16 protein-coding genes are annotated in these 18,443 nt (G+C 63.5%); 13 read left to right on the top strand and 3 right to left on the bottom strand.

Translation table 11 applies throughout. From position 1 onward, the window contains the following. Positions 1-48 precede the first annotated feature (48 nt). The 8 genes from dnaE (at position 49) to ispD (ending at position 11,212) form a co-directional block, all read left to right on the top strand. Complete coding sequence (gene dnaE / locus NAV27_RS17810; protein WP_102829469.1) at positions 49-3,570, top strand: DNA polymerase III subunit alpha; 3,522 nt, start codon at positions 49-51, stop codon at positions 3,568-3,570. 187 nt (positions 3,571-3,757) lie between these two features. Beyond that, a complete protein-coding gene (locus NAV27_RS17805; protein ID WP_102829470.1) occupies positions 3,758-4,708 on the top strand; it encodes an acetyl-CoA carboxylase carboxyltransferase subunit alpha in 951 nt (316 codons plus the stop codon). 101 nt (positions 4,709-4,809) lie between these two features. After that, entirely contained in the window at positions 4,810-6,114 is a 1,305-nt protein-coding gene (gene tilS, locus NAV27_RS17800; RefSeq protein ID WP_102829471.1) for a tRNA lysidine(34) synthetase TilS, read from the top strand. 155 nt (positions 6,115-6,269) lie between these two features. Beyond that, on the top strand, positions 6,270-7,901 hold the full coding sequence (gene pyrG, locus NAV27_RS17795; protein ID WP_102829472.1) for a CTP synthase: 1,632 nt from the start codon (positions 6,270-6,272) through the stop codon (positions 7,899-7,901). Beyond that, on the top strand, positions 7,898-8,743 hold the full coding sequence (gene kdsA / locus NAV27_RS17790; RefSeq protein ID WP_102829473.1) for a 3-deoxy-8-phosphooctulonate synthase: 846 nt from the start codon (positions 7,898-7,900) through the stop codon (positions 8,741-8,743). The genes pyrG and kdsA overlap by 4 nt, the downstream gene beginning before the upstream one ends. A gap of 35 nt (positions 8,744-8,778) precedes the next feature. Next, on the top strand, positions 8,779-10,068 hold the full coding sequence (eno, locus tag NAV27_RS17785; protein ID WP_008566897.1) for a phosphopyruvate hydratase: 1,290 nt from the start codon (positions 8,779-8,781) through the stop codon (positions 10,066-10,068). A 149-nt stretch (positions 10,069-10,217) separates the two neighbouring features. Continuing rightward, on the top strand, positions 10,218-10,496 hold the full coding sequence (gene ftsB / locus NAV27_RS17780; protein WP_008566898.1) for a cell division protein FtsB: 279 nt from the start codon (positions 10,218-10,220) through the stop codon (positions 10,494-10,496). Beyond that, positions 10,493-11,212, top strand: a complete 720-nt coding sequence (gene ispD, locus NAV27_RS17775; RefSeq protein WP_037019255.1) for a 2-C-methyl-D-erythritol 4-phosphate cytidylyltransferase — start codon at positions 10,493-10,495, stop codon at positions 11,210-11,212. The genes ftsB and ispD overlap by 4 nt, the downstream gene beginning before the upstream one ends. Before the next feature lie 138 nt (positions 11,213-11,350). Here ispD and NAV27_RS17770 read toward each other — a convergent pair whose 3' ends face one another. Then, positions 11,351-12,250 carry a LysR substrate-binding domain-containing protein gene (locus tag NAV27_RS17770; RefSeq protein ID WP_008566901.1) on the bottom strand — a complete coding sequence of 300 codons (900 nt, stop codon included), beginning with the start codon at positions 12,248-12,250 and terminating at the stop codon, positions 11,351-11,353. 134 nt (positions 12,251-12,384) lie between these two features. On the opposite strand from NAV27_RS17770, the gene NAV27_RS17765 reads away from it, so the two are divergent. Further along, positions 12,385-13,500, top strand: coding sequence for an S-(hydroxymethyl)glutathione dehydrogenase/class III alcohol dehydrogenase (locus NAV27_RS17765; RefSeq protein WP_102829474.1), 1,116 nt, complete (start codon positions 12,385-12,387; stop codon positions 13,498-13,500). 91 nt (positions 13,501-13,591) lie between these two features. Then, positions 13,592-14,437, top strand: coding sequence for an S-formylglutathione hydrolase (fghA, locus tag NAV27_RS17760; protein ID WP_102829475.1), 846 nt, complete (start codon positions 13,592-13,594; stop codon positions 14,435-14,437). Positions 14,438-14,604: 167 nt separating this feature from the next. Here fghA and NAV27_RS17755 read toward each other — a convergent pair whose 3' ends face one another. Further along, entirely contained in the window at positions 14,605-15,654 is a 1,050-nt protein-coding gene (locus NAV27_RS17755; RefSeq protein ID WP_102829476.1) for an alkene reductase, read from the bottom strand. Positions 15,655-15,692: 38 nt separating this feature from the next. Next, positions 15,693-15,995, bottom strand: coding sequence for an ArsR/SmtB family transcription factor (locus tag NAV27_RS17750; protein ID WP_003290692.1), 303 nt, complete (start codon positions 15,993-15,995; stop codon positions 15,693-15,695). Positions 15,996-16,177: 182 nt separating this feature from the next. Here NAV27_RS17750 and ispF point away from each other — a divergent pair, with 182 nt between their 5' ends. Genes ispF through surE form a run of 3 tightly spaced genes read left to right on the top strand, consistent with a single transcriptional unit; the run spans position 16,178 to position 18,437 of the window. Next, positions 16,178-16,651: a 2-C-methyl-D-erythritol 2,4-cyclodiphosphate synthase gene (gene ispF / locus NAV27_RS17745; protein WP_054095303.1), complete on the top strand. Its 474-nt coding sequence runs from the start codon at positions 16,178-16,180 to the stop codon at positions 16,649-16,651. Beyond that, positions 16,648-17,688 carry a tRNA pseudouridine(13) synthase TruD gene (gene truD, locus NAV27_RS17740; RefSeq protein ID WP_102829477.1) on the top strand — a complete coding sequence of 347 codons (1,041 nt, stop codon included), beginning with the start codon at positions 16,648-16,650 and terminating at the stop codon, positions 17,686-17,688. The genes ispF and truD overlap by 4 nt, the downstream gene beginning before the upstream one ends. Next, a complete protein-coding gene (surE, locus tag NAV27_RS17735; protein ID WP_102829478.1) occupies positions 17,688-18,437 on the top strand; it encodes a 5'/3'-nucleotidase SurE in 750 nt (249 codons plus the stop codon). Before truD ends, surE begins: the two co-directional genes overlap by 1 nt. The last annotated feature ends 6 nt before the right edge of the window (positions 18,438-18,443 follow it).

Raw genomic sequence — 18,443 nt, 5'->3', positions numbered from 1 at the left:
TTTCCGTTACAATCGCCGGCTTGTCACCGCCGCTACCGGGATTCGTTCATGTCCGTTTCGTTCGTCCATCTTCGCCTGCATACCGAGTTCTCGCTGGTCGACGGTCTGGTGCGCGTCAAGCCACTGACCAAGGCGGTCGCCGGTGCCGGAATGCCCGCTGTGGCGGTGACGGATCAGAGCAACATGTGTTCGCTGGTCAAGTTCTACAAGGCGGCGCAGGGGGGCGGGATCAAGCCCATCTGCGGCGCCGACATCTGGCTGGCCAGTCGCGAGGAGGATGGTCCGCTCAGTCGGCTGACCTTGCTGGCGATGAACGCCAAGGGCTATCGCAACCTCACCGAGCTGGTGTCCCGCGGCTGGACCGAAGGCCAGCGCAACGATCTGGTTGTCATCGAGCGCGACTGGGTCAAGAACGCGGCCGAAGGTTTGATCGCACTGTCAGGAGCCAAGGAAGGGGAGATCGGCCAGGCCCTGCTCAATGCTGACGAAGGGCTGGCCGAGGCGTTGCTGCAGGAATGGAGTGCGGTGTTCGCCGAGCGCTTCTACCTGGAAGTGCAGCGCACCAGTCGCGTCAACGATGAAGAGTATCTCCATGCCGCGGTGGCGCTTGCCGAACGCTGTGGCGCGCCGCTGGTGGCGACCAATGACGTGCGCTTCCTCCGGCAGGAGGATTTCGAGGCTCATGAGACGCGAGTCTGCATCGGCGAGGGGCGCACCCTCGATGACCCGCGCCGCCCACGCAACTATTCCGACCAGCAGTACCTGAAGACCCCCGAGGAGATGGCCGAGCTGTTCGCCGATCTGCCGGAGGCGCTGGAAAACACCGTCGAAATTGCCAAACGCTGCAACATTGAGGTGCAGCTGGGCACCTACTTCCTACCCAACTTCCCGGTGCCCGCCGGGATGACCATTGACGACTACCTGCGCCAGGTCTCGTACGAGGGGCTGGAAGAGCGTCTGGAAGTGCTGCTGCCCAAGGACACGCCCGATTACGCGGCGAAGAAGCAGGTGTACATCGACCGCCTCGAGTTCGAGCTGGGCACCATCATCCAGATGGGCTTCCCCGGGTACTTCCTGATCGTGATGGACTTCATCAAGTGGGCGAAGAACAACGGCGTGCCGGTGGGCCCTGGCCGGGGGTCGGGCGCCGGCTCGCTGGTCGCCTACGTGCTGAAGATCACCGATCTCGACCCGCTGGCCTACGACCTGCTGTTCGAGCGCTTCCTCAACCCCGAGCGGATCTCGATGCCCGACTTCGACGTCGACTTCTGCATGGACGGCCGCGACCGGGTGATCGACTACGTGGCCGAGGCCTATGGGCGCAACGCGGTGAGTCAGATCATCACCTTCGGTTCGATGGCGGCCAAGGCAGTGGTGCGCGACGTCGCGCGAGTGCAGGGCAAGTCCTATGGTCTGGCCGATCGCTTGTCGAAGATGATTCCCTTCGAAGTCGGCATGACTCTGGAAAAGGCCTACGAGATGGAGGAGCCGCTGCGCGATTTCCTCGCCGTCGACGAGGATGCCCGGGAAATCTGGGACATGGCGCTCAAGCTCGAAGGCATCACCCGCGGCACCGGCAAGCACGCCGGCGGTGTGGTTATCGCGCCGACCAAACTCACGGATTTTGCGCCGATCGCCTGTGACGAGGAGGGCGGCGGCCTGGTGACCCAGTTCGACAAGGACGACGTCGAGCAGGCTGGCCTGGTGAAGTTCGACTTCCTCGGTCTGCGCACCCTGACCATCATCAAATGGGCGCTGGAGACCATCAACCGCGAGCAGGCCAAGAAGGGGCTGGAGCCGGTCAATATCGATTTCATCCCGCTGGATGACAAGCCCACCTACCAGCTGTTGCAGAAGGCCGAGACTACGGCCGTGTTCCAGCTCGAATCGCGCGGCATGAAGGAGCTGATCAAGAAGCTCAAGCCCGACTGCCTGGAAGACCTCATCGCACTGGTGGCGTTGTTCCGCCCCGGCCCGCTGCAGTCGGGCATGGTGGATGACTTCATCAACCGCAAGCACGGTCGTGCCGAGGTCTCCTACCCGCACCCTGACTACCAGTACGCCGGCCTCGAGCCGGTGCTCAAGCCCACCTACGGTATCATCCTGTACCAGGAACAGGTGATGCAGATCGCCCAGGTGATGGCTGGTTACACCCTCGGCGGCGCCGACATGCTGCGTCGGGCGATGGGCAAGAAGAAGCCGGAAGAAATGGCCAAGCAGCGCGGCGGCTTCATCGAGGGCTGCGCTAATAACGGTATCGATGCGGAACTGGCAGGCAACATCTTCGATCTGGTGGAGAAATTCGCCGGCTACGGTTTCAACAAATCGCACTCGGCCGCCTACGGCCTGGTCTCGTACCAGACCGCCTGGCTCAAGGCGCATTACCCCTCGCCATTCATGGCCGCAGTGCTCTCGGCGGATATGCACAACACCGACAAGGTGGTGATCCTCATCGAGGAGTGCCGCAGCATGAAGCTGCGCATCGATCCGCCCGATGTGAACGTCTCCGAGTTCAAGTTCACCGTCAACGACGATGGCCGCATCGTCTACGGTCTGGGCGCGGTCAAGGGCGTCGGCGAAGGTCCGGTCGAGGCGATTGCCGAATGCCGCGCGGCAGGCGGGCCGTTCAAGGACTTGTTCGATTTCTGCAGTCGCGTGGACCTGAAGCGCATCAACAAGCGCACGCTGGAGGCGCTGATCCGTTCCGGCGCGCTGGATCGCCTTGGACCCTACTTCCACGAGGAAGCCAAGGCCTACCAAGCCAACATCGACCGTAATCGTGCGGTGCTGCTGGCGGCGATGGAAGAGGCGGTGCAGGCCGCCGAACAGACGGCACGCAGCGAGGAAAGCGGCCACATGGACCTGTTCGGCGGGCTGTTCGCCGAACCTGAGGCAGATGTCTATGCCAATCATCGCAAGGCGCGTGAGCTGTCGCTCAAGGAGCGTTTGAAGGGTGAGAAAGATACCCTCGGGTTGTATCTCACGGGCCATCCCATCGACGAGTACGAGGGCGAGGTGCGGCGCTTCGCCCGGCAGCGCATTGTCGACCTGCGGCCGGCGCGCGATACCCAGACCGTGGCCGGGCTGATCGTCAATCTGCGGGTGATGAAGAACAAAAAGGGCGACAAGATGGGCTTCATCACCCTCGATGACCGCTCCGGACGCATCGAGGCGTCGCTGTTCGCCGAAGCCTTCAACACCGCTCAGGCGCTGCTACAGACCGATGCGCTGGTGGTGGTTGAAGGCGAAGTCAGCAACGATGACTTTTCCGGCGGCCTGCGCCTGCGCGCCAAGCGGGTGATGAGCCTGGAGGAGGCGCGTACCGGGTTGGCCGAAAGCCTGCGGGTGAAGGTCGCCAGCGACGCGCTCAAAGGTGATCGGATGCGCTGGCTTGCCGATGTATTCGGGCGGCATCGTGGCGCCTGTCCTATTACGCTTGAATACACCGGGGCCGACGCGCGTGCGTTGCTGCAGTTCGGCGAGAACTGGCGGATCGATCCGGCAGACAACTTGATTCAGGCGTTGCGTGACCAGTTCGGACGCGACAACGTCTTCCTGCAATACCGATGACGGGTGGTCGCTACCGAGCACCCTGATCCCTTGGCACTGCCCGCGTAGTGCCAGAACGGCCCGGTCTCGATCGGGTCATGGTTCCGAACAATTTTTGTTCGACCTCGAAGCGCCGCTCCCGTAAGGTATGGCGCAAAAAACGGAACAGCCTCCCGGCCGCCTGGCCGTCGACGCATGACGGATGCCTATGAACCCGAATTTTCTCGATTTCGAACAGCCGATTGCCGACCTGCAAGCCAAGATCGAAGAGTTGCGCCTGGTCGGCAACGATAACTCGCTGAACATCGGCGACGAGATTGCCCGCCTGCAGGACAAGAGCGAATCGCTCACCGAAAGCATTTTCGGCAATCTGACCAGCTGGCAGATCGCCCGCCTGGCCCGCCACCCGCAGCGTCCCTACACGCTGGATTACATCAATCATCTGTTCACCGAGTTCGAAGAGCTGCACGGAGATCGCCATTTCTCCGATGACGCTGCCATCGTCGGTGGCACGGCCCGCCTGAACGGCCAGCCGGTCATGGTGATCGGTCACCAGAAGGGTCGTGAAGTCCGCGAGAAGGTGCGCCGCAACTTCGGCATGCCGCGTCCGGAGGGCTATCGCAAGGCTTGCCGCCTGATGGAAATGGCCGAGCGCTTCAAGTTGCCGATTCTGACCTTCATCGACACTCCCGGCGCCTATCCGGGCATCGATGCCGAGGAGCGCAACCAGAGCGAGGCCATTGCCTGGAACCTGCGTGTGATGGCGCGCCTGAAGACGCCGATCATCGCGACAGTCATTGGCGAGGGCGGTTCCGGCGGTGCGCTGGCCATCGGCGTCTGCGACCAGCTGAACATGTTGCAATATTCCACCTACGCGGTGATCTCGCCGGAAGGCTGCGCCTCGATTCTCTGGCGCACCGCCGAGAAAGCGCCGGAGGCGGCTGAGGCGATGGGTGTGACTGCCGAGCGTCTGAAGGATCTCGGTATCGTCGACAAGGTGATTCCTGAGCCGCTCGGCGGCGCGCATCGCAATCCGGCGGCGATGGCGGCTTCGATGAGCCAGGAGCTGATCAAGCAGCTCGATATGCTCAAGTCGCTGGACACCGACAAGCTGCTGGTGCGTCGTTACGAGCGTCTGATGAGCTACGGCATCGCCTGATCGCGCTGCCATCCATGCGACACGAACGGACAGGTGCACTAATGTGCCCTGTCCGTTTTCATTTGGGGCATTGCGCTCTCTGATGTTGCGCCGTGATCGATATGTCTCTTGAAGCCCGTTTGTCGTCTGCGTTGAGTTGCGTCCGTCATGCGCCGCGTTGGTGCGTGGCGTTCTCCGGTGGGCTCGACTCCACGGTGCTGCTGCAGCTCTTGGTCGATCTTGCCCGGCGCGAAGCGCTCCCCCCGTTGCGGGCGATCCATGTTCATCATGGCTTGCAGTCTGCGGCCGATGCATGGCCCGAGCACTGTCGGCGCGTCTGCACGGCGCTTGGGGTTCCGCTTGAGGTGGTGCGCGTGCAGGTCGAGGCGGGGAGCAGCCTGGAGCAGGCGGCGCGGCAAGCACGCTACGCCGCCATTGAACTGCGCCTCGAGGACGGCGAAGTGCTGCTGACCGCGCAGCACCGCGACGATCAGGCCGAAACGCTGTTGTTCCGCCTGTTGCGTGGTGCCGGTGTGCGCGGGCTGGCTGCCATGCCTGCCAGGCGCAGGCTCGGTCGCGGTTGGCTGGTGCGGCCGCTGCTTGATGTCAGCAGGGGCGAGCTGGAGGCTCATGCGCGACGCCTGGGGCTGACCTGGGTCGAGGATCCCAGCAATGACAGCCTCGAGTTCTCACGTAACTATCTCCGTCATCAGGTGATGCCGGTGCTTGCGCAACGTTGGCCGCAGACGGCAACGACACTGGCGCGCACAGCGGCGCACATGGCAGAAGCGCAGGCGTTGCTGGACGAGCTGGCGGAGATGGATGTTGCGATGATGGCGTCACCCGGCGCTTACGCCTGGCTGCCGGTGCCGAGCCTGGCGCTCGCGCCCATGCTGTCGCTCAGTCCCGCCCGGCAGCGCAATGCATTGCGCCACTGGCTGGCACCGTTTACCGCATTGCCTGACAGCGAGCATTGGAAAGGTTGGGAGTCGCTGTGCGCCGCTGCCGCCGATTCGACGCCCGTGTGGCGGTTGGCCGCGGGCGAACTGCACCGCTGTGGCGATCGCCTGTGGTGGCTGTCGGGGCGCTGGTTGCGCCCGGTGGTCGGTCCGGTTGCCTGGAATGATCCTAATCAGGCGCTGCAGTTGCCTGACAACGGTTCGGTGCAGATTGCCGGCGCCGCCGCGCCGGCGCGTTACGAGGTGCGCTACCGGCAGGGTGGTGAAGTGCTGCAGGTGCCGGGGCGGGGTAGCCGCGATCTCAAGCGTTTGCTCAACGAGGCGGGGGTGCCGCGGTTCGCCAGAGCGCGCCTGCCATTGCTCTACGCCGATGGCCAGCTGGTCGGTGTGGCCAATCTGCCCGGCCTGTGCGCGCTGCCGCTGACGATCGACTGGCAGCCGCCGCCGGCCGACGCAGGTTTGAGCTAGTAGGTGCTTTCCAGTAGACTACGCTCCCGTCTCAATACAGCTTCTGCGGTTTCTTCGAATCCGTGGCAGTTGCGCTATTGCCGCCTGGTGCGCAATGGCATCTTCGCTTTCCCCCGGCGGCGCTGGCCGCTTAACGCAGACTTCTAGGGTTTTTCATGACGCGCTACATCTTCGTCACGGGTGGTGTTGTTTCTTCATTGGGGAAAGGCATCGCTTCGGCTTCATTGGCGGCCATCCTGGAGGCGCGGGGCCTGAAGGTCACGATGCTCAAGCTGGACCCTTACATCAACGTCGATCCAGGCACCATGAGCCCGTTCCAGCACGGTGAAGTGTTCGTCACCCACGACGGCGCCGAGACCGACCTGGACCTGGGGCACTACGAGCGGTTCATCCGCACCCGCATGACCCAGAACAACAACTTCACCACCGGTCGCGTCTACGAAGACGTGCTGCGCCGCGAGCGCCGCGGTGATTACCTGGGCGCGACCATTCAGGTCATTCCGCATATCACCGACGAGATCAAGCGCCGCATCATCAAGGGCGCTGGTGATGCCGACGTGGCGCTGGTGGAAGTCGGCGGCACCGTCGGCGATATCGAGTCGCAACCGTTCCTCGAGGCGATTCGCCAGCTGCGTGTGGAAGTCGGCGCCAAGCGCGCCATGCTGATGCATCTGACGCTGGTGCCGTATATCGCCACCGCCGGCGAAACCAAGACCAAACCGACTCAGCACTCGGTGAAGGAGCTGCGCTCCATCGGCCTGCAGCCGGATGTGCTGGTCTGCCGTTCCGATCGCGCCATCGATGTCTCCTCGCGGCGCAAGATAGCCCTGTTCACCAACGTCGAAGAGCGCGCGGTGATCAGCCTGCCGGACGCCGACACCATCTACAAGATTCCGGGCATCCTGCATGCGCAGGGCCTGGATGATTACGTCGTCGAGCGCTTCGATCTCAAGTGCGGCGGTGCCGATCTCTCCGAATGGGACCGCGTGGTTGATGCCAAGCTGCATCCAGAGAAGGAAGTCACCATCGCCATGGTCGGCAAGTACATGGAACTTCTCGATGCCTACAAATCTCTGATCGAGGCCATGAGCCACGCCGGCATTCAGAGCCGTACCAAAGTGAACCTGCGCTATATCGACTCCGAAGACATCGAGAACCAGGGCACCGGCTTGCTCGACGGGGTGGATGCCATCCTCGTACCCGGCGGTTTCGGCCTGCGTGGCGTGGAAGGCAAGATCACCACGGTCAAATACGCCCGCGAGAACAAGATTCCGTACTTGGGTATCTGCCTCGGCATGCAGGTAGCGGTCATCGAGTTCGCGCGTGATGTGCTGGGCTGGACGGACGCCAATTCCACCGAGTTCGACAAGAACAGCGCTCACCCGGTGGTGGGGCTGATCACCGAATGGGAAGACGCCAGCGGTGCGGTAGAAAAACGCTCCGACTCCTCCGACCTCGGCGGCACCATGCGTCTGGGTGCGCAGGAGTGCGGTCTGGAGCCGGGTTCGAAGGTATTCGAATGCTATGACCAGGAGCGCATCGTCGAGCGCCATCGCCATCGCTACGAAGTCAACAACAACCTGCTGCCGCAACTGCAGGCCGCGGGTCTGAAAATTACCGGCCGCTCCGGCGACGGTGCGCTGGTGGAAGTGGTCGAGGCGCCGGATCACCCATGGTTCGTCGCCTGCCAGTTCCACCCGGAGTTCACCTCCACCCCGCGTGACGGCCATCCGCTGTTTAGCGGTTTCGTCAATGCGGCGCTGGACTACAAAGCGAGCAAGGCATGACCCAGAAAACCATCCGCGTAGGCAGTATCGAGATCGCCAACGACAAGCCGTTCGTGCTGTTCGGCGGTATCAACGTGCTCGAATCGCGCGACCTGGCCATGACGGCCTGCGAGGAGTACGTGCGGGTCACCGAGAAGCTCGGCATTCCCTACGTGTTCAAGGCCAGCTTCGACAAGGCCAACCGTTCCTCGATCACCTCGTTCCGCGGCCCGGGTCTGGACGAGGGCATGAAGATCTTCGAGGAAGTGAAGAAGACCTTCGGCGTGCCGGTGATCACCGATGTGCACGAGCCATTCCAGGCCGCTCCGGTGGCCGAGGTCTGCGACATCATCCAGCTGCCGGCCTTCCTCTCGCGGCAGACCGATCTGGTGGTGGCGATGGCCAAGACCGGCGCGGTAATCAATATCAAGAAAGCGCAGTTCCTCGCGCCACAGGAAATGAAGCACATCCTGAAGAAGTGCGAGGAAGCCGGTAACGATCAGCTGATCCTCTGCGAACGCGGCTCGTCCTTCGGCTACAACAATCTGGTCGTCGACATGCTCGGCTTCGGCATCATGAAGTCGTTCGAGTATCCGGTGTTCTTCGACGTCACCCATGCGCTGCAGATGCCGGGTGGTCGCGCCGATTCGGCCGGTGGGCGCCGCGCTCAGGTTACCGACCTGGCCAAGGCGGGGCTGTCCCAAGGACTGGCCGGACTGTTCCTGGAAGCTCATCCGGATCCGGACAACGCCAAGTGCGACGGTCCCTGCGCGCTGCGCCTGAACAAGCTGGAACCTTTCCTCACCCAGCTCAAGCAGCTGGATGATCTGGTCAAGAGTTTTCCGCCAATCGAAACTGCTTGAAAGCCTTGCAGCTATCTCATGGAGTGTTAATAACAATGGCAAAGATCATCGACATCAAGGGTCGTGAAGTCCTCGACTCCCGCGGCAATCCGACCGTGGAAGCCGACGTGATCCTCGATAACGGCATCATCGGCAGTGCTTGTGCACCGTCCGGTGCTTCCACCGGCTCGCGCGAGGCCCTCGAGCTGCGCGACGGTGACAAGAGCCGCTACCTGGGCAAGGGCGTGCTGAACGCCGTGGCCAACGTCAACGGGCCGATCCGCGATCTGCTGCTGGGCAAGGATCCGGTCGATCAGAAGGGCCTGGATCAGGCGATGATCGAGCTGGACGGTACCGAGAACAAGGCCAAGCTGGGCGCCAACGCCATCCTCGCCGTGTCCCTGGCCGCTGCCAAGGCTGCTGCCCAGGCCAAGGGCGTGCCGCTGTACGCGCACATCGCCGACCTGAACGGCACCCCCGGCCAGTACTCCATGCCGGTGCCGATGATGAACATCATCAACGGCGGCGAGCACGCCGATAACAACGTCGACATCCAGGAATTCATGGTCCAGCCAGTCGGCGCCAAGACCTTCGCCGACGCCCTGCGTATGGGCGCCGAGATCTTCCATCACCTGAAAGCCGTGCTGAAAGCCCGTGGCCTGAATACCGCCGTGGGGGATGAAGGTGGCTTCGCGCCGAACCTGGCCTCCAACGAAGACGCCCTGGCGGCCATCGCCGAGGCGGTCGCGAAGGCCGGCTACAAGCTGGGCAGCGACGTGACCCTGGCTCTGGACTGCGCATCCAGCGAGTTCTTCAAGGACGGCAAGTACGACCTGGCCGGCGAAGGCAAGGCATTCGACGCCGCCGGCTTCGCGGATTACCTGGCTGGTCTGACTCAGCGCTATCCGATCATTTCGATCGAAGATGGCATGGACGAGTCCGACTGGGCTGGCTGGAAGGCACTGACCGACAAGATCGGCGAGAAGGTGCAGCTGGTCGGCGACGACCTGTTCGTCACCAACACCAAGATCCTCAAGGAAGGCATCGACAAGGGCATCGCCAACTCGATCCTGATCAAGTTCAACCAGATCGGCTCGCTGACCGAGACGCTGGAAGCCATCCAGATGGCCAAGGCCGCCGGCTACACTGCGGTGATCTCGCACCGCTCCGGCGAAACCGAAGACAGCACCATCGCCGACCTGGCCGTGGGTACCGCCGCCGGTCAGATCAAGACCGGCTCGCTGTGCCGTTCCGACCGCGTGTCCAAGTACAACCAGCTGCTGCGTATCGAAGAGCAGCTGGCCGGCAAGGCACCATACAAGGGCCGTGCCGAATTCCGCGGCTGAGTTGCGGCATTTAAAAAAGGGCGGCGCAAGTCGCCCTTTTTTGTTTCAATCGGCTCGATGCTTAACGCTGCGGAAGTCACTCGGGCCGCCAGCGGTGCGCTCGCCATCTTTCCCTACTGAAAACCGCCGAAGTTCGTTTCATGCCTGCTATGCGCCGTCCCTACTGGTTGTTCGTCGTGCTGATCCTATTGCTGGGCGGTTTGCAATATCGTCTGTGGGTAGGCGAGGGCAGCCTTGCGCAGATCAGCAGCCTGAACAAACAGATCGCCGAGCAGAAGGGCGAGAACGAGCGCCTTCTTGAACGTAACCGTATCCTCGAGGCGGAAGTGCTGGAGCTGAAAGCCGGCATGGAGACGGTCGAGGAGCGAGCGCGCCAGGAACTGGGCATGGTCAAAGAGGGCGAGACCCTCTATCAGTTGACCGAATGAGCTGCGCATTGCCCGACTTCTGGGTGGTGATACCGGCCGCTGGCGTGGGCAGCCGCATGCGGGCCGATCGCCCCAAGCAGTACCTGCCGCTCGGTGGGCGCTGCATTATCGAACACACCCTCGACTGCTTTCTCGATCATCCAGGATTGCGCGGACTGGTGGTGAGCCTGGCCGACGCCGATCCGTACTGGCCGGACCTCGCCTGTGCCCGCGATGAACGCGTGCAGCGCGCCGCCGGCGGGCGCGAGCGCTGTGACTCGGTGCTCAATGGTCTGCGGCGACTTGGCGAGCTGGGTGCGCAGGACCAGGACTGGGTGCTGGTGCACGATGCGGCGCGCCCCAACCTGACGCGCGAAGACCTGAACACGCTGTTGGCCGAGCTTGGCGACGATGCCGTCGGTGGACTTCTGGGTGTCCCGGCGCGCGATACGCTTAAGCGTGTCGGCCCCGATGGGCGCGTGCTGGAAACGGTGGATCGCAGTGTGATCTGGCAGGCATACACGCCGCAGATGTTCCGTCTTGGCCTGCTGCGCGACGCGCTGGAGAGGGCGCTGCACAGCGGTGTCAACGTCACCGACGAGGCCTCGGCGCTGGAGTGGGCGGGCCTTGCGCCGCGCATGGTGGAAGGGCGAGCGGATAACCTGAAAGTCACCAGGCCGGAGGACCTGCTCTGGCTGCAGCAGCGCTGGCAGGCCAAAACGCCTGACAACCGCTAGACCTCTCTGCCCGCTACCGCTGGATAGCGATAGCGCGCCGCCGCATCGCTGGTGGTCGACGGCACGATGACGACTTCAACCTCCGTGCCCAGGCGTCCAGCTCGTCAGCCCGTCTGAGGCGATCATTGAGTACGCGTTCTAGAGCGGTGTTCCGGCATATTCGGGGCGCTGTGCTAGGCCGGTCTTCAGCGCCTCGATGAGCAAACGCACCTTCGGTAGCGGATAACGCCGTTGCGGGTAGACGGCCCACACGGCGGTGTCCGGCGGCTGATTGGCCTCCAGCAGCGAAACCAACTCACCGTGGCGCAGCGGTTCCTGCACGTAGTAGTCGGGCAGTTGGCAGAGGCCGAAGCCGCGCAGCGCAGCGTCCAGCACGGCCTGGCCGCTGTTGCAGCGCCAGTTGCCGCTCGGTTTGAAGTGCTGTTCGCGGCCGTCGATCTGGAAGGTCCAGGTGTCGCCGGTGCCGATCAGGCAGTTGTGTCGGCCCAGTTCCGACAGCGTGTGCGGTCGCCCGTAGCGCTCCAGGTAGGATGGCGCCGCGCACAGATACATCGCGCGCGGCGCGATGCGGGTGGCGACCAGCCGCGACTCGCCGAGACGGCCCAGGCGGATCGCCAGGTCATAACCTTCCTGCACCAGATCCAGCGTGCGGTTGGACAGCTCGATCTCGACACGCAGTTGCGGGTGCTGCGCCATGAATTCGTTGACCAGCGGCACGATGAAGCGCTCGCCGTAGGCCACTGCCGCGGTCATGCGCAGCAGCCCGGTGGGCGCGGCGTGCAGGTCGCTGATCGCCAGGAAGGCCTCGTCGCGCTCCTCGATCAGCCGCTGGCAGCGCGCGAAGAAGGTGTGGCCCGCCTCGGTCAGCGACACCCGCCGCGTGGTGCGGTAGAGCAGGCGTGCCTGCAGTCGCTCCTCCAGGCGGGCGACCTGCCGGCTGACATGCGAAGACGAGACGCGCAGATGCTCGGCGGCACGCATGAAGCTGCCGCATTCGGCTACGGCGACGAATTCGTCCAGGCCTTCCCAGCGACTCATCGTTTGATCTCTCTCTTATTGCGTGGCGGTCAATTGTCCCTGATTGGCAATAATGTTTTCCAGGAAAGCCTGATTAAACCAATTTGCCGCTCAATTACACTCTCGGCTTTCCATGTCACATCGAGAGTCCCGTCATGACAATCAAATCGCGCGCCGCCGTGGCCTTCGGCCCGAACCAGCCTCTGCAGATCGTCGAGGTAGATGTCGCCCCGCCCAAGGCTGGTGAGGTACTGGTACGCATCGTTGCCAGCGGCGTCTGCCACACCGACGCCTACACCTTGTCCGGGCAGGACTCCGAAGGCGTCTTCCCCTGCATCCTGGGTCACGAAGGCGGCGGCATCGTTGAGGCGGTCGGCGAGGGCGTGACTTCCGTGGCTGTTGGCGATCATGTGATTCCGCTCTATACCGCCGAATGTCGCGAGTGCAAGTTCTGCAAATCCGGCAAGACCAACCTGTGCAGCGCGGTGCGCGCCACCCAGGGCAAGGGCCTGATGCCGGACGGCACCACGCGCTTCAGCTACCAGGGGCAGCCGGTCTACCACTACATGGGCTGCTCGACCTTCTCCGAGTACACCGTGCTGCCGGAAGTCTCGGTGGCGGTGATCCCCAAGGAGGCGCCGCTGGAGAAGGTCTGCCTGCTCGGCTGTGGCGTGACCACTGGCATCGGCGCGGTGCTCAACACCGCCAAGGTCACCGAAGGCTCGACCGTGGCGATCTTCGGTCTGGGTGGCATCGGCCTGGCGGCGATCATCGGCGCGAAGATGGCCAAGGCCAGCCGCATCATCGGCATCGACATCAATCCGGCCAAGGAAGCCGTGGCGCGCGAACTGGGGCTCACCGACTTCGTCAACCCGAAGGACCACGCCAAGCCGATCCAGGACGTGATCGTCGAAATGACCGACGGCGGCGTGGATTACAGCTTCGAGTGCATCGGCAATGTCCAGCTGATGCGCGCGGCGCTGGAGTGCTGCCACAAGGGCTGGGGCGAGTCGACCATCATCGGCGTAGCTCCGGCGGGTGCGGAAATCAGCACCCGTCCGTTCCAGCTGGTGACCGGGCGCGTGTGGCGCGGCTCGGCGTTCGGCGGCGTGAAGGGGCGCACCGAGCTGCCCAGCTACGTCGAAAAATCGCAGGCCGGCGAAATCCCGCTGGATACCTTCATTACGCACACCATGGGGCTGGACGACATCAACAAGGCTTTTGACCTGATGCACGAAGGCAAGAGCATCCGCACCGTCATCCATTTCTGACCCGTAGGGTGGATAACGCCGCCGCACGGCTTATCCACCTTGATCGGTGGAAAACACCTTGCGGTTTTTTCACCCTGCGCGAGGCACGTCCATGACTCTAGAAATCGTTTCCAGCAACAAGAGTTTCGGTGGCTGGAACAAGCGTTACCGTCATCGTTCCAGCAGCCTGAACTGCGACATGGTGTTCGCCGTGTACCTGCCGCCGCAGGCCGAGCAGGGTGCTCGGCTGCCTGTGCTGTACTGGTTGTCGGGGCTGACCTGCACCGATGAAAACTTCATGCAGAAGGCCGGTGCACAGCGCCTGGCTGCCGAGCTTGGGTTGATCATCGTTGCGCCGGATACCAGCCCGCGCGGTGCGGACGTGCCGGACGACCCCGACGGCGCCTGGGATTTCGGCCTGGGCGCCGGCTTCTATCTCAACGCGACCGAGCAGCCCTGGGCGCAGCATTACCGCATGTACGACTATGTGGTGCACGAGCTGCCGATGCTGGTCGAGGCGAACTTCCCGGTTTCCGATCGCCGAGGCATCAGCGGGCACTCGATGGGCGGGCACGGCGCGCTGATCTGCGCGTTGAAGAACCCGGGGCGTTACCAGTCGCTGTCGGCGTTCGCGCCGATCAGCAATCCGCTGGACTGTCCGTGGGGTGAGAAGGCGTTTAGTCGTTACCTGGGCGAGGATCGCTCACGCTGGCGGGAATGGGATGCCTGTGCGCTGCTGGCCGAGGCGAGTGAGAAGCTGCCGATTCTGGTGGATCAGGGCGATCGTGACGACTTCATGGATGGCCAGTTGAAGCCTCGGGCGCTCGATGCCGCCGCCAGGGCTGCCGGGCATCCGCTGACGCTGCGCATCCAGCCGGGTTATGACCACAGCTACTACTTCATCGCCAGCTTCATCGAGGACCATCTGCGCCATCACGCCGAGGCGCTGAACGCGTAGGGTGGATGACGGCGCAGCCTCATCCACGCGCCGGCTCAATCGAGCTTCCGCATGCTACGCCGGGATGCGTTGAACACACTCAGGACGGCCCGGAAGGATGAACGCCGAAGACGGGCACAAAAAAGGCCCGGTCGGAGTTTCCGGCCGGGCCTTTCCATCGCCGGAGCTTAGAGCGACGGATAATCGGTGTAGCCGACCGGACCCTGGCCGTAGAACAGCTCGGGCTTGGGTGCGTTCAGCGGTGCATCCTGGCGCAGACGCTCGACCAGATCAGGATTGGCGATGTACGGAATGCCGAAGGCGACCGCATCGGCCTTGCCTTCTGCCAGCCAGGCATTGCCCTGTTCCCTGGTGAAACGCTCGTTGGCGATGTACACGCCACCGAATATCTGCTTCAGCTGCGGGCCGAGGCTGTCTTCGCCGGCGTATTCGCGGGTGCAGATGAACGCGACGCCGCGCTTGCCCAGTTCACGGGCAACGTAGCCGAAGGTTTCGGCGCGATTGGAGTCGCCCATGTCATGCGAATCGGCGCGCGGCGCCAGGTGTACGCCGACCCGGCCGGCGCCCCAGACGCTGATGGCGGTGTCGGTCACTTCAAGCATCAGTCGCGCACGGTTTTCCAGCGAGCCACCGTAAGCATCGGTGCGCTGGTTGGTGCTGTCCTGCAGGAACTGGTCGAGCAGATAGCCGTTGGCGCCGTGGATTTCCACGCCGTCGAAACCAGCCTCCTTGGCATTCTCGGCACCCTTGCGGTAAGCCTCGACGATGGCCGGGATCTCGCTGGTTTCCAGCGCGCGCGGCGTCTCGTAGTCCTTCATCGGGCGCACCAGGCTGACGTGACCGGCCGGCTTGATGGCGCTTGGGGCGACCGGCAACTGGCCGTCGAGGTACAGCGGATCGGAGATGCGCCCGACGTGCCAGAGCTGCAACACGATCTTGCCGCCCTTGGCATGCACGGCGTCGGTGATCTTCTTCCAGCCTTGCACCTGCTCGGCTGACCAGATGCCGGGCGTGTCCGGGTAGCCGACCCCCATCGGCGTGACCGAAGTGGCTTCGCTGATGATCAAGCCGGCATCGGCGCGCTGAGCGTAGTACTCGGCCATCAGCGCGCCGGGGACGCGGCCAGGCTCGGCACGGCAACGGGTCAGAGGCGCCATGATGATGCGGTTGGTGAGTTCCAGATCGCCGATCTTGATCGGGTCGAAGAGAGTGGGCATAGCGATACCGCTCCTGTGCAGTGGGAGGATTAAAAGCTTCAGAGTGACTGGCCGATGCGTTCGACGAAGGCCTGGATCACGGCCTCGTTGCGCTTGAAGAAGTGCCACTGGCCGACCTTCTGGCTGCTGATCAGGCCGGCCTTCTGCAGCGTTGCCAGGTGCGCTGACACCGTTGACTGCGACAGCCCGGCCCGTTGATCGATCTGCCCGGCGCAGACGCCGTTCTCCAGCGAATGATGCTGTTCGGCGAAATGCAGGTGCGGCTCCTTTAGCCAGCGCAGAATGTCGCGGCGCAGCGGGTGGGCGAGCGCTTTGATGATGTCGTCGAGGTCGTCCGGCATATTGGTTCCGTTGAAAGGTATATCGGAATGAGGCGAACTATATATCGTGATTTGCCGATATATGATCGATCCGGTTGATGATGCTTATCGCCGATATCGATAGCTCAGCGGCTCTTTGTCATCCGGACGCAACGGGGTCCTGTAGAATCGGCCGCCTGCGTTTTTTCGAAGGTATTTCTCATATGCGTATCGGCCACGGTTATGACGTACACCGCTTCGGTGAGGGCGATTTCATCACGCTCGGCGGTGTGCGGATTGCGCATCGCTTCGGGTTGCTGGCGCATTCCGATGGTGACGTGCTGCTGCATGCCTTGAGCGATGCACTGCTCGGCGCGGCGGCGCTCGGTGACATTGGCAAGCATTTCCCGGACACCGATCCGCAGTTCAAGGGCGCCGACAGCCGCGTGCTGTTGCGTCATGTGCTCGAGCAGGTGAAAGCCAAGGGCTGGACGGTCGGCAACGTCGATACCACCATCATTGCGCAGGCGCCGAAGATGGCGCCGCACATCGAGCGCATGCGCGAGCTGATCGCCGCCGATCTGCAGGTGGCGCTGGATCAGGTCAACGTCAAGGCCACCACCACGGAGAAGCTTGGTTTCGTCGGGCGCGAGGAGGGGATCGCGGTGCATGCGGTCGCCCTGCTGGTACGCGCATGACCGAGGACCAGCTGCTGGGGCCACGGGCGCATGGCGAGCCTTGCGGCAGCGCGGTGCTGAAGGCCGTGGCCGAGGACTTTCAGGTCGACGAGGTGCTGGACATCGCCTTGTCCGGTGAAGGCGAGCACCTGTGGCTGTGGGTGGAAAAGCGCAACCTCAACACCGAGGAAGCCGCCCGACGCATCGCGCGCGCCGCCGGGGTGCCGCTGAAGATGGTCAGTTACGCGGGGCTGAAGGATCGTCAGGCGCTGACCCGCCAGTGGTTCAGCCTGCACCTGCCAGGCAAGAGCGACCCGGAGCTGGCGGCTGCGGAGAACGAAAGTCTGAAGATCCTCCAGCGCAGCCGTCACCAGCGCAAATTGCAGCGCGGTGCCCATTCGGCCAACGGTTTCACCCTGCGCCTGACGGAGCTGCGCGGCGAGCGTGCAGCGCTTGACGCCCGTCTGGAGCGTATCCGGAATCTCGGCGTACCCAACTATTTCGGTCTGCAGCGTTTTGGCCACGAAGGTGGCAATGTGCACGGCGCCCGCGAATTCGCCGGCCGAGGGGAACTGCCGGCGCAGCGCAACCTGCGTTCGCGGTTGCTCTCGGCCGGCCGCAGTTACCTGTTCAACCGCGTTCTGGCCGAGCGGGTCGCTGCGGCAACCTGGGATCGCGCACAGGTGGGTGATCTGCTGGCGTTCACCGATAGCCGCAGCTTTTTTCCGGCGGGCGAGGCCGAATGTGACGATCCGCGGCTGACGATTCTCGATCTGCATCCCACCGGGCCGCTGTGGGGCGCTGGTGAATCGCCGGCGGCCGGCGATGTCCATGCGCTGGAACAGCGGATTGCGGTCAGCGAGCCGGCGATCGCCAAGTGGCTCGCAGATGCTGGCATGAAGCACGAACGGCGCATTCTTCGCCTCCCCATCGGGGGTTTGTCGTGGCATTATCCCGAGCCTGACATTCTGCAACTGGAATTCGTCCTGCCGACCGGATGTTTCGCCACCGCTGTGGTGCGCGAGTTGGTCAACCTGGCAGGGCAGACGGACATCTGATGCGTATTCTGATCGCCAACGACGACGGGGTGCATGCGCCCGGGCTCGCCGCGCTTTATGACGCGCTGGCCGACTATGCCGAGTGCCGGGTGGTTGCCCCGATCCAAGACATGAGCGGTGCCAGCAGCGCACTCACCCTGGATCGCCCGCTGCACCCCGTGAGCATGCCCAACGGCTTCATCGGCCTGAACGGCTCGCCCACCGATTGTGTGCACCTCGGGCTCAACGGCCTGCTGGCCGAAACGCCGGACATGGTTGTCTCGGGTATCAACCTGGGCGCCAACCTGGGCGACGACGTGCTTTATTCGGGCACCGTCGCGGCGGCCATCGAAGGGCGTTTCACGGGGCGCCCGGCATTCGCTTTCTCGCTGGTTTCCCGTTCGCCGGAAAACCTGCCGACTGCTGCCGCCATCGCCCGAACGCTGGTCGAGAAACACGATCAGCTCGATCTGCCGCCGCGTACGGTGCTCAGTGTGAACGTGCCGAACCTCCCGCTGGATCACATTCGCGGTATCCGCCTGACCCGTCTTGGGCATCGCAGCCGCGCCAAGCCGCCGGTCAAGCAAGCCAACCCGCGTGGCAAGGAAGGCTATTGGATTTCGGTCGCCGGAGACGTCGAGGATGGTGGACCTGGCACGGACTTCCATGCCGTGATGCAGGGTTACGTGTCGATCACGCCGCTGCAGCTGGATCGCACGTTCCGCGAGGCATTCCTGGGCCTTGATCGCTGGCTGGAGGATCTGCTGTGAGTCATC

The organism is Stutzerimonas degradans (genome assembly GCF_024448505.1).
Lineage (GTDB): Bacteria > Pseudomonadota > Gammaproteobacteria > Pseudomonadales > Pseudomonadaceae > Stutzerimonas > Stutzerimonas degradans.
The sequence above is the reverse complement of the archived record's forward strand: the minus strand, read 5'-3'. Positions and strand labels throughout refer to the sequence as shown.

What these genes read in the sequence shown, in the direction of transcription:
- dnaE (WP_102829469.1), top strand. Translation starts at nt 49, where the DNA reads ATGTCCGTTTCGTTCGTCCATCTTCGCCTGCATACCGAGTTCTCGCTG.
- NAV27_RS17805 (WP_102829470.1), top strand. Translation starts at nt 3,758, where the DNA reads ATGAACCCGAATTTTCTCGATTTCGAACAGCCGATTGCCGACCTGCAA.
- tilS (WP_102829471.1), top strand. Translation starts at nt 4,810, where the DNA reads ATGTCTCTTGAAGCCCGTTTGTCGTCTGCGTTGAGTTGCGTCCGTCAT.
- pyrG (WP_102829472.1), top strand. Translation starts at nt 6,270, where the DNA reads ATGACGCGCTACATCTTCGTCACGGGTGGTGTTGTTTCTTCATTGGGG.
- kdsA (WP_102829473.1), top strand. Translation starts at nt 7,898, where the DNA reads ATGACCCAGAAAACCATCCGCGTAGGCAGTATCGAGATCGCCAACGAC.
- eno (WP_008566897.1), top strand. Translation starts at nt 8,779, where the DNA reads ATGGCAAAGATCATCGACATCAAGGGTCGTGAAGTCCTCGACTCCCGC.
- ftsB (WP_008566898.1), top strand. Translation starts at nt 10,218, where the DNA reads ATGCGCCGTCCCTACTGGTTGTTCGTCGTGCTGATCCTATTGCTGGGC.
- ispD (WP_037019255.1), top strand. Translation starts at nt 10,493, where the DNA reads ATGAGCTGCGCATTGCCCGACTTCTGGGTGGTGATACCGGCCGCTGGC.
- NAV27_RS17770 (WP_008566901.1), bottom strand. Translation starts at nt 12,250, where the DNA reads ATGAGTCGCTGGGAAGGCCTGGACGAATTCGTCGCCGTAGCCGAATGC.
- NAV27_RS17765 (WP_102829474.1), top strand. Translation starts at nt 12,385, where the DNA reads ATGACAATCAAATCGCGCGCCGCCGTGGCCTTCGGCCCGAACCAGCCT.
- fghA (WP_102829475.1), top strand. Translation starts at nt 13,592, where the DNA reads ATGACTCTAGAAATCGTTTCCAGCAACAAGAGTTTCGGTGGCTGGAAC.
- NAV27_RS17755 (WP_102829476.1), bottom strand. Translation starts at nt 15,654, where the DNA reads ATGCCCACTCTCTTCGACCCGATCAAGATCGGCGATCTGGAACTCACC.
- NAV27_RS17750 (WP_003290692.1), bottom strand. Translation starts at nt 15,995, where the DNA reads ATGCCGGACGACCTCGACGACATCATCAAAGCGCTCGCCCACCCGCTG.
- ispF (WP_054095303.1), top strand. Translation starts at nt 16,178, where the DNA reads ATGCGTATCGGCCACGGTTATGACGTACACCGCTTCGGTGAGGGCGAT.
- truD (WP_102829477.1), top strand. Translation starts at nt 16,648, where the DNA reads ATGACCGAGGACCAGCTGCTGGGGCCACGGGCGCATGGCGAGCCTTGC.
- surE (WP_102829478.1), top strand. Translation starts at nt 17,688, where the DNA reads ATGCGTATTCTGATCGCCAACGACGACGGGGTGCATGCGCCCGGGCTC.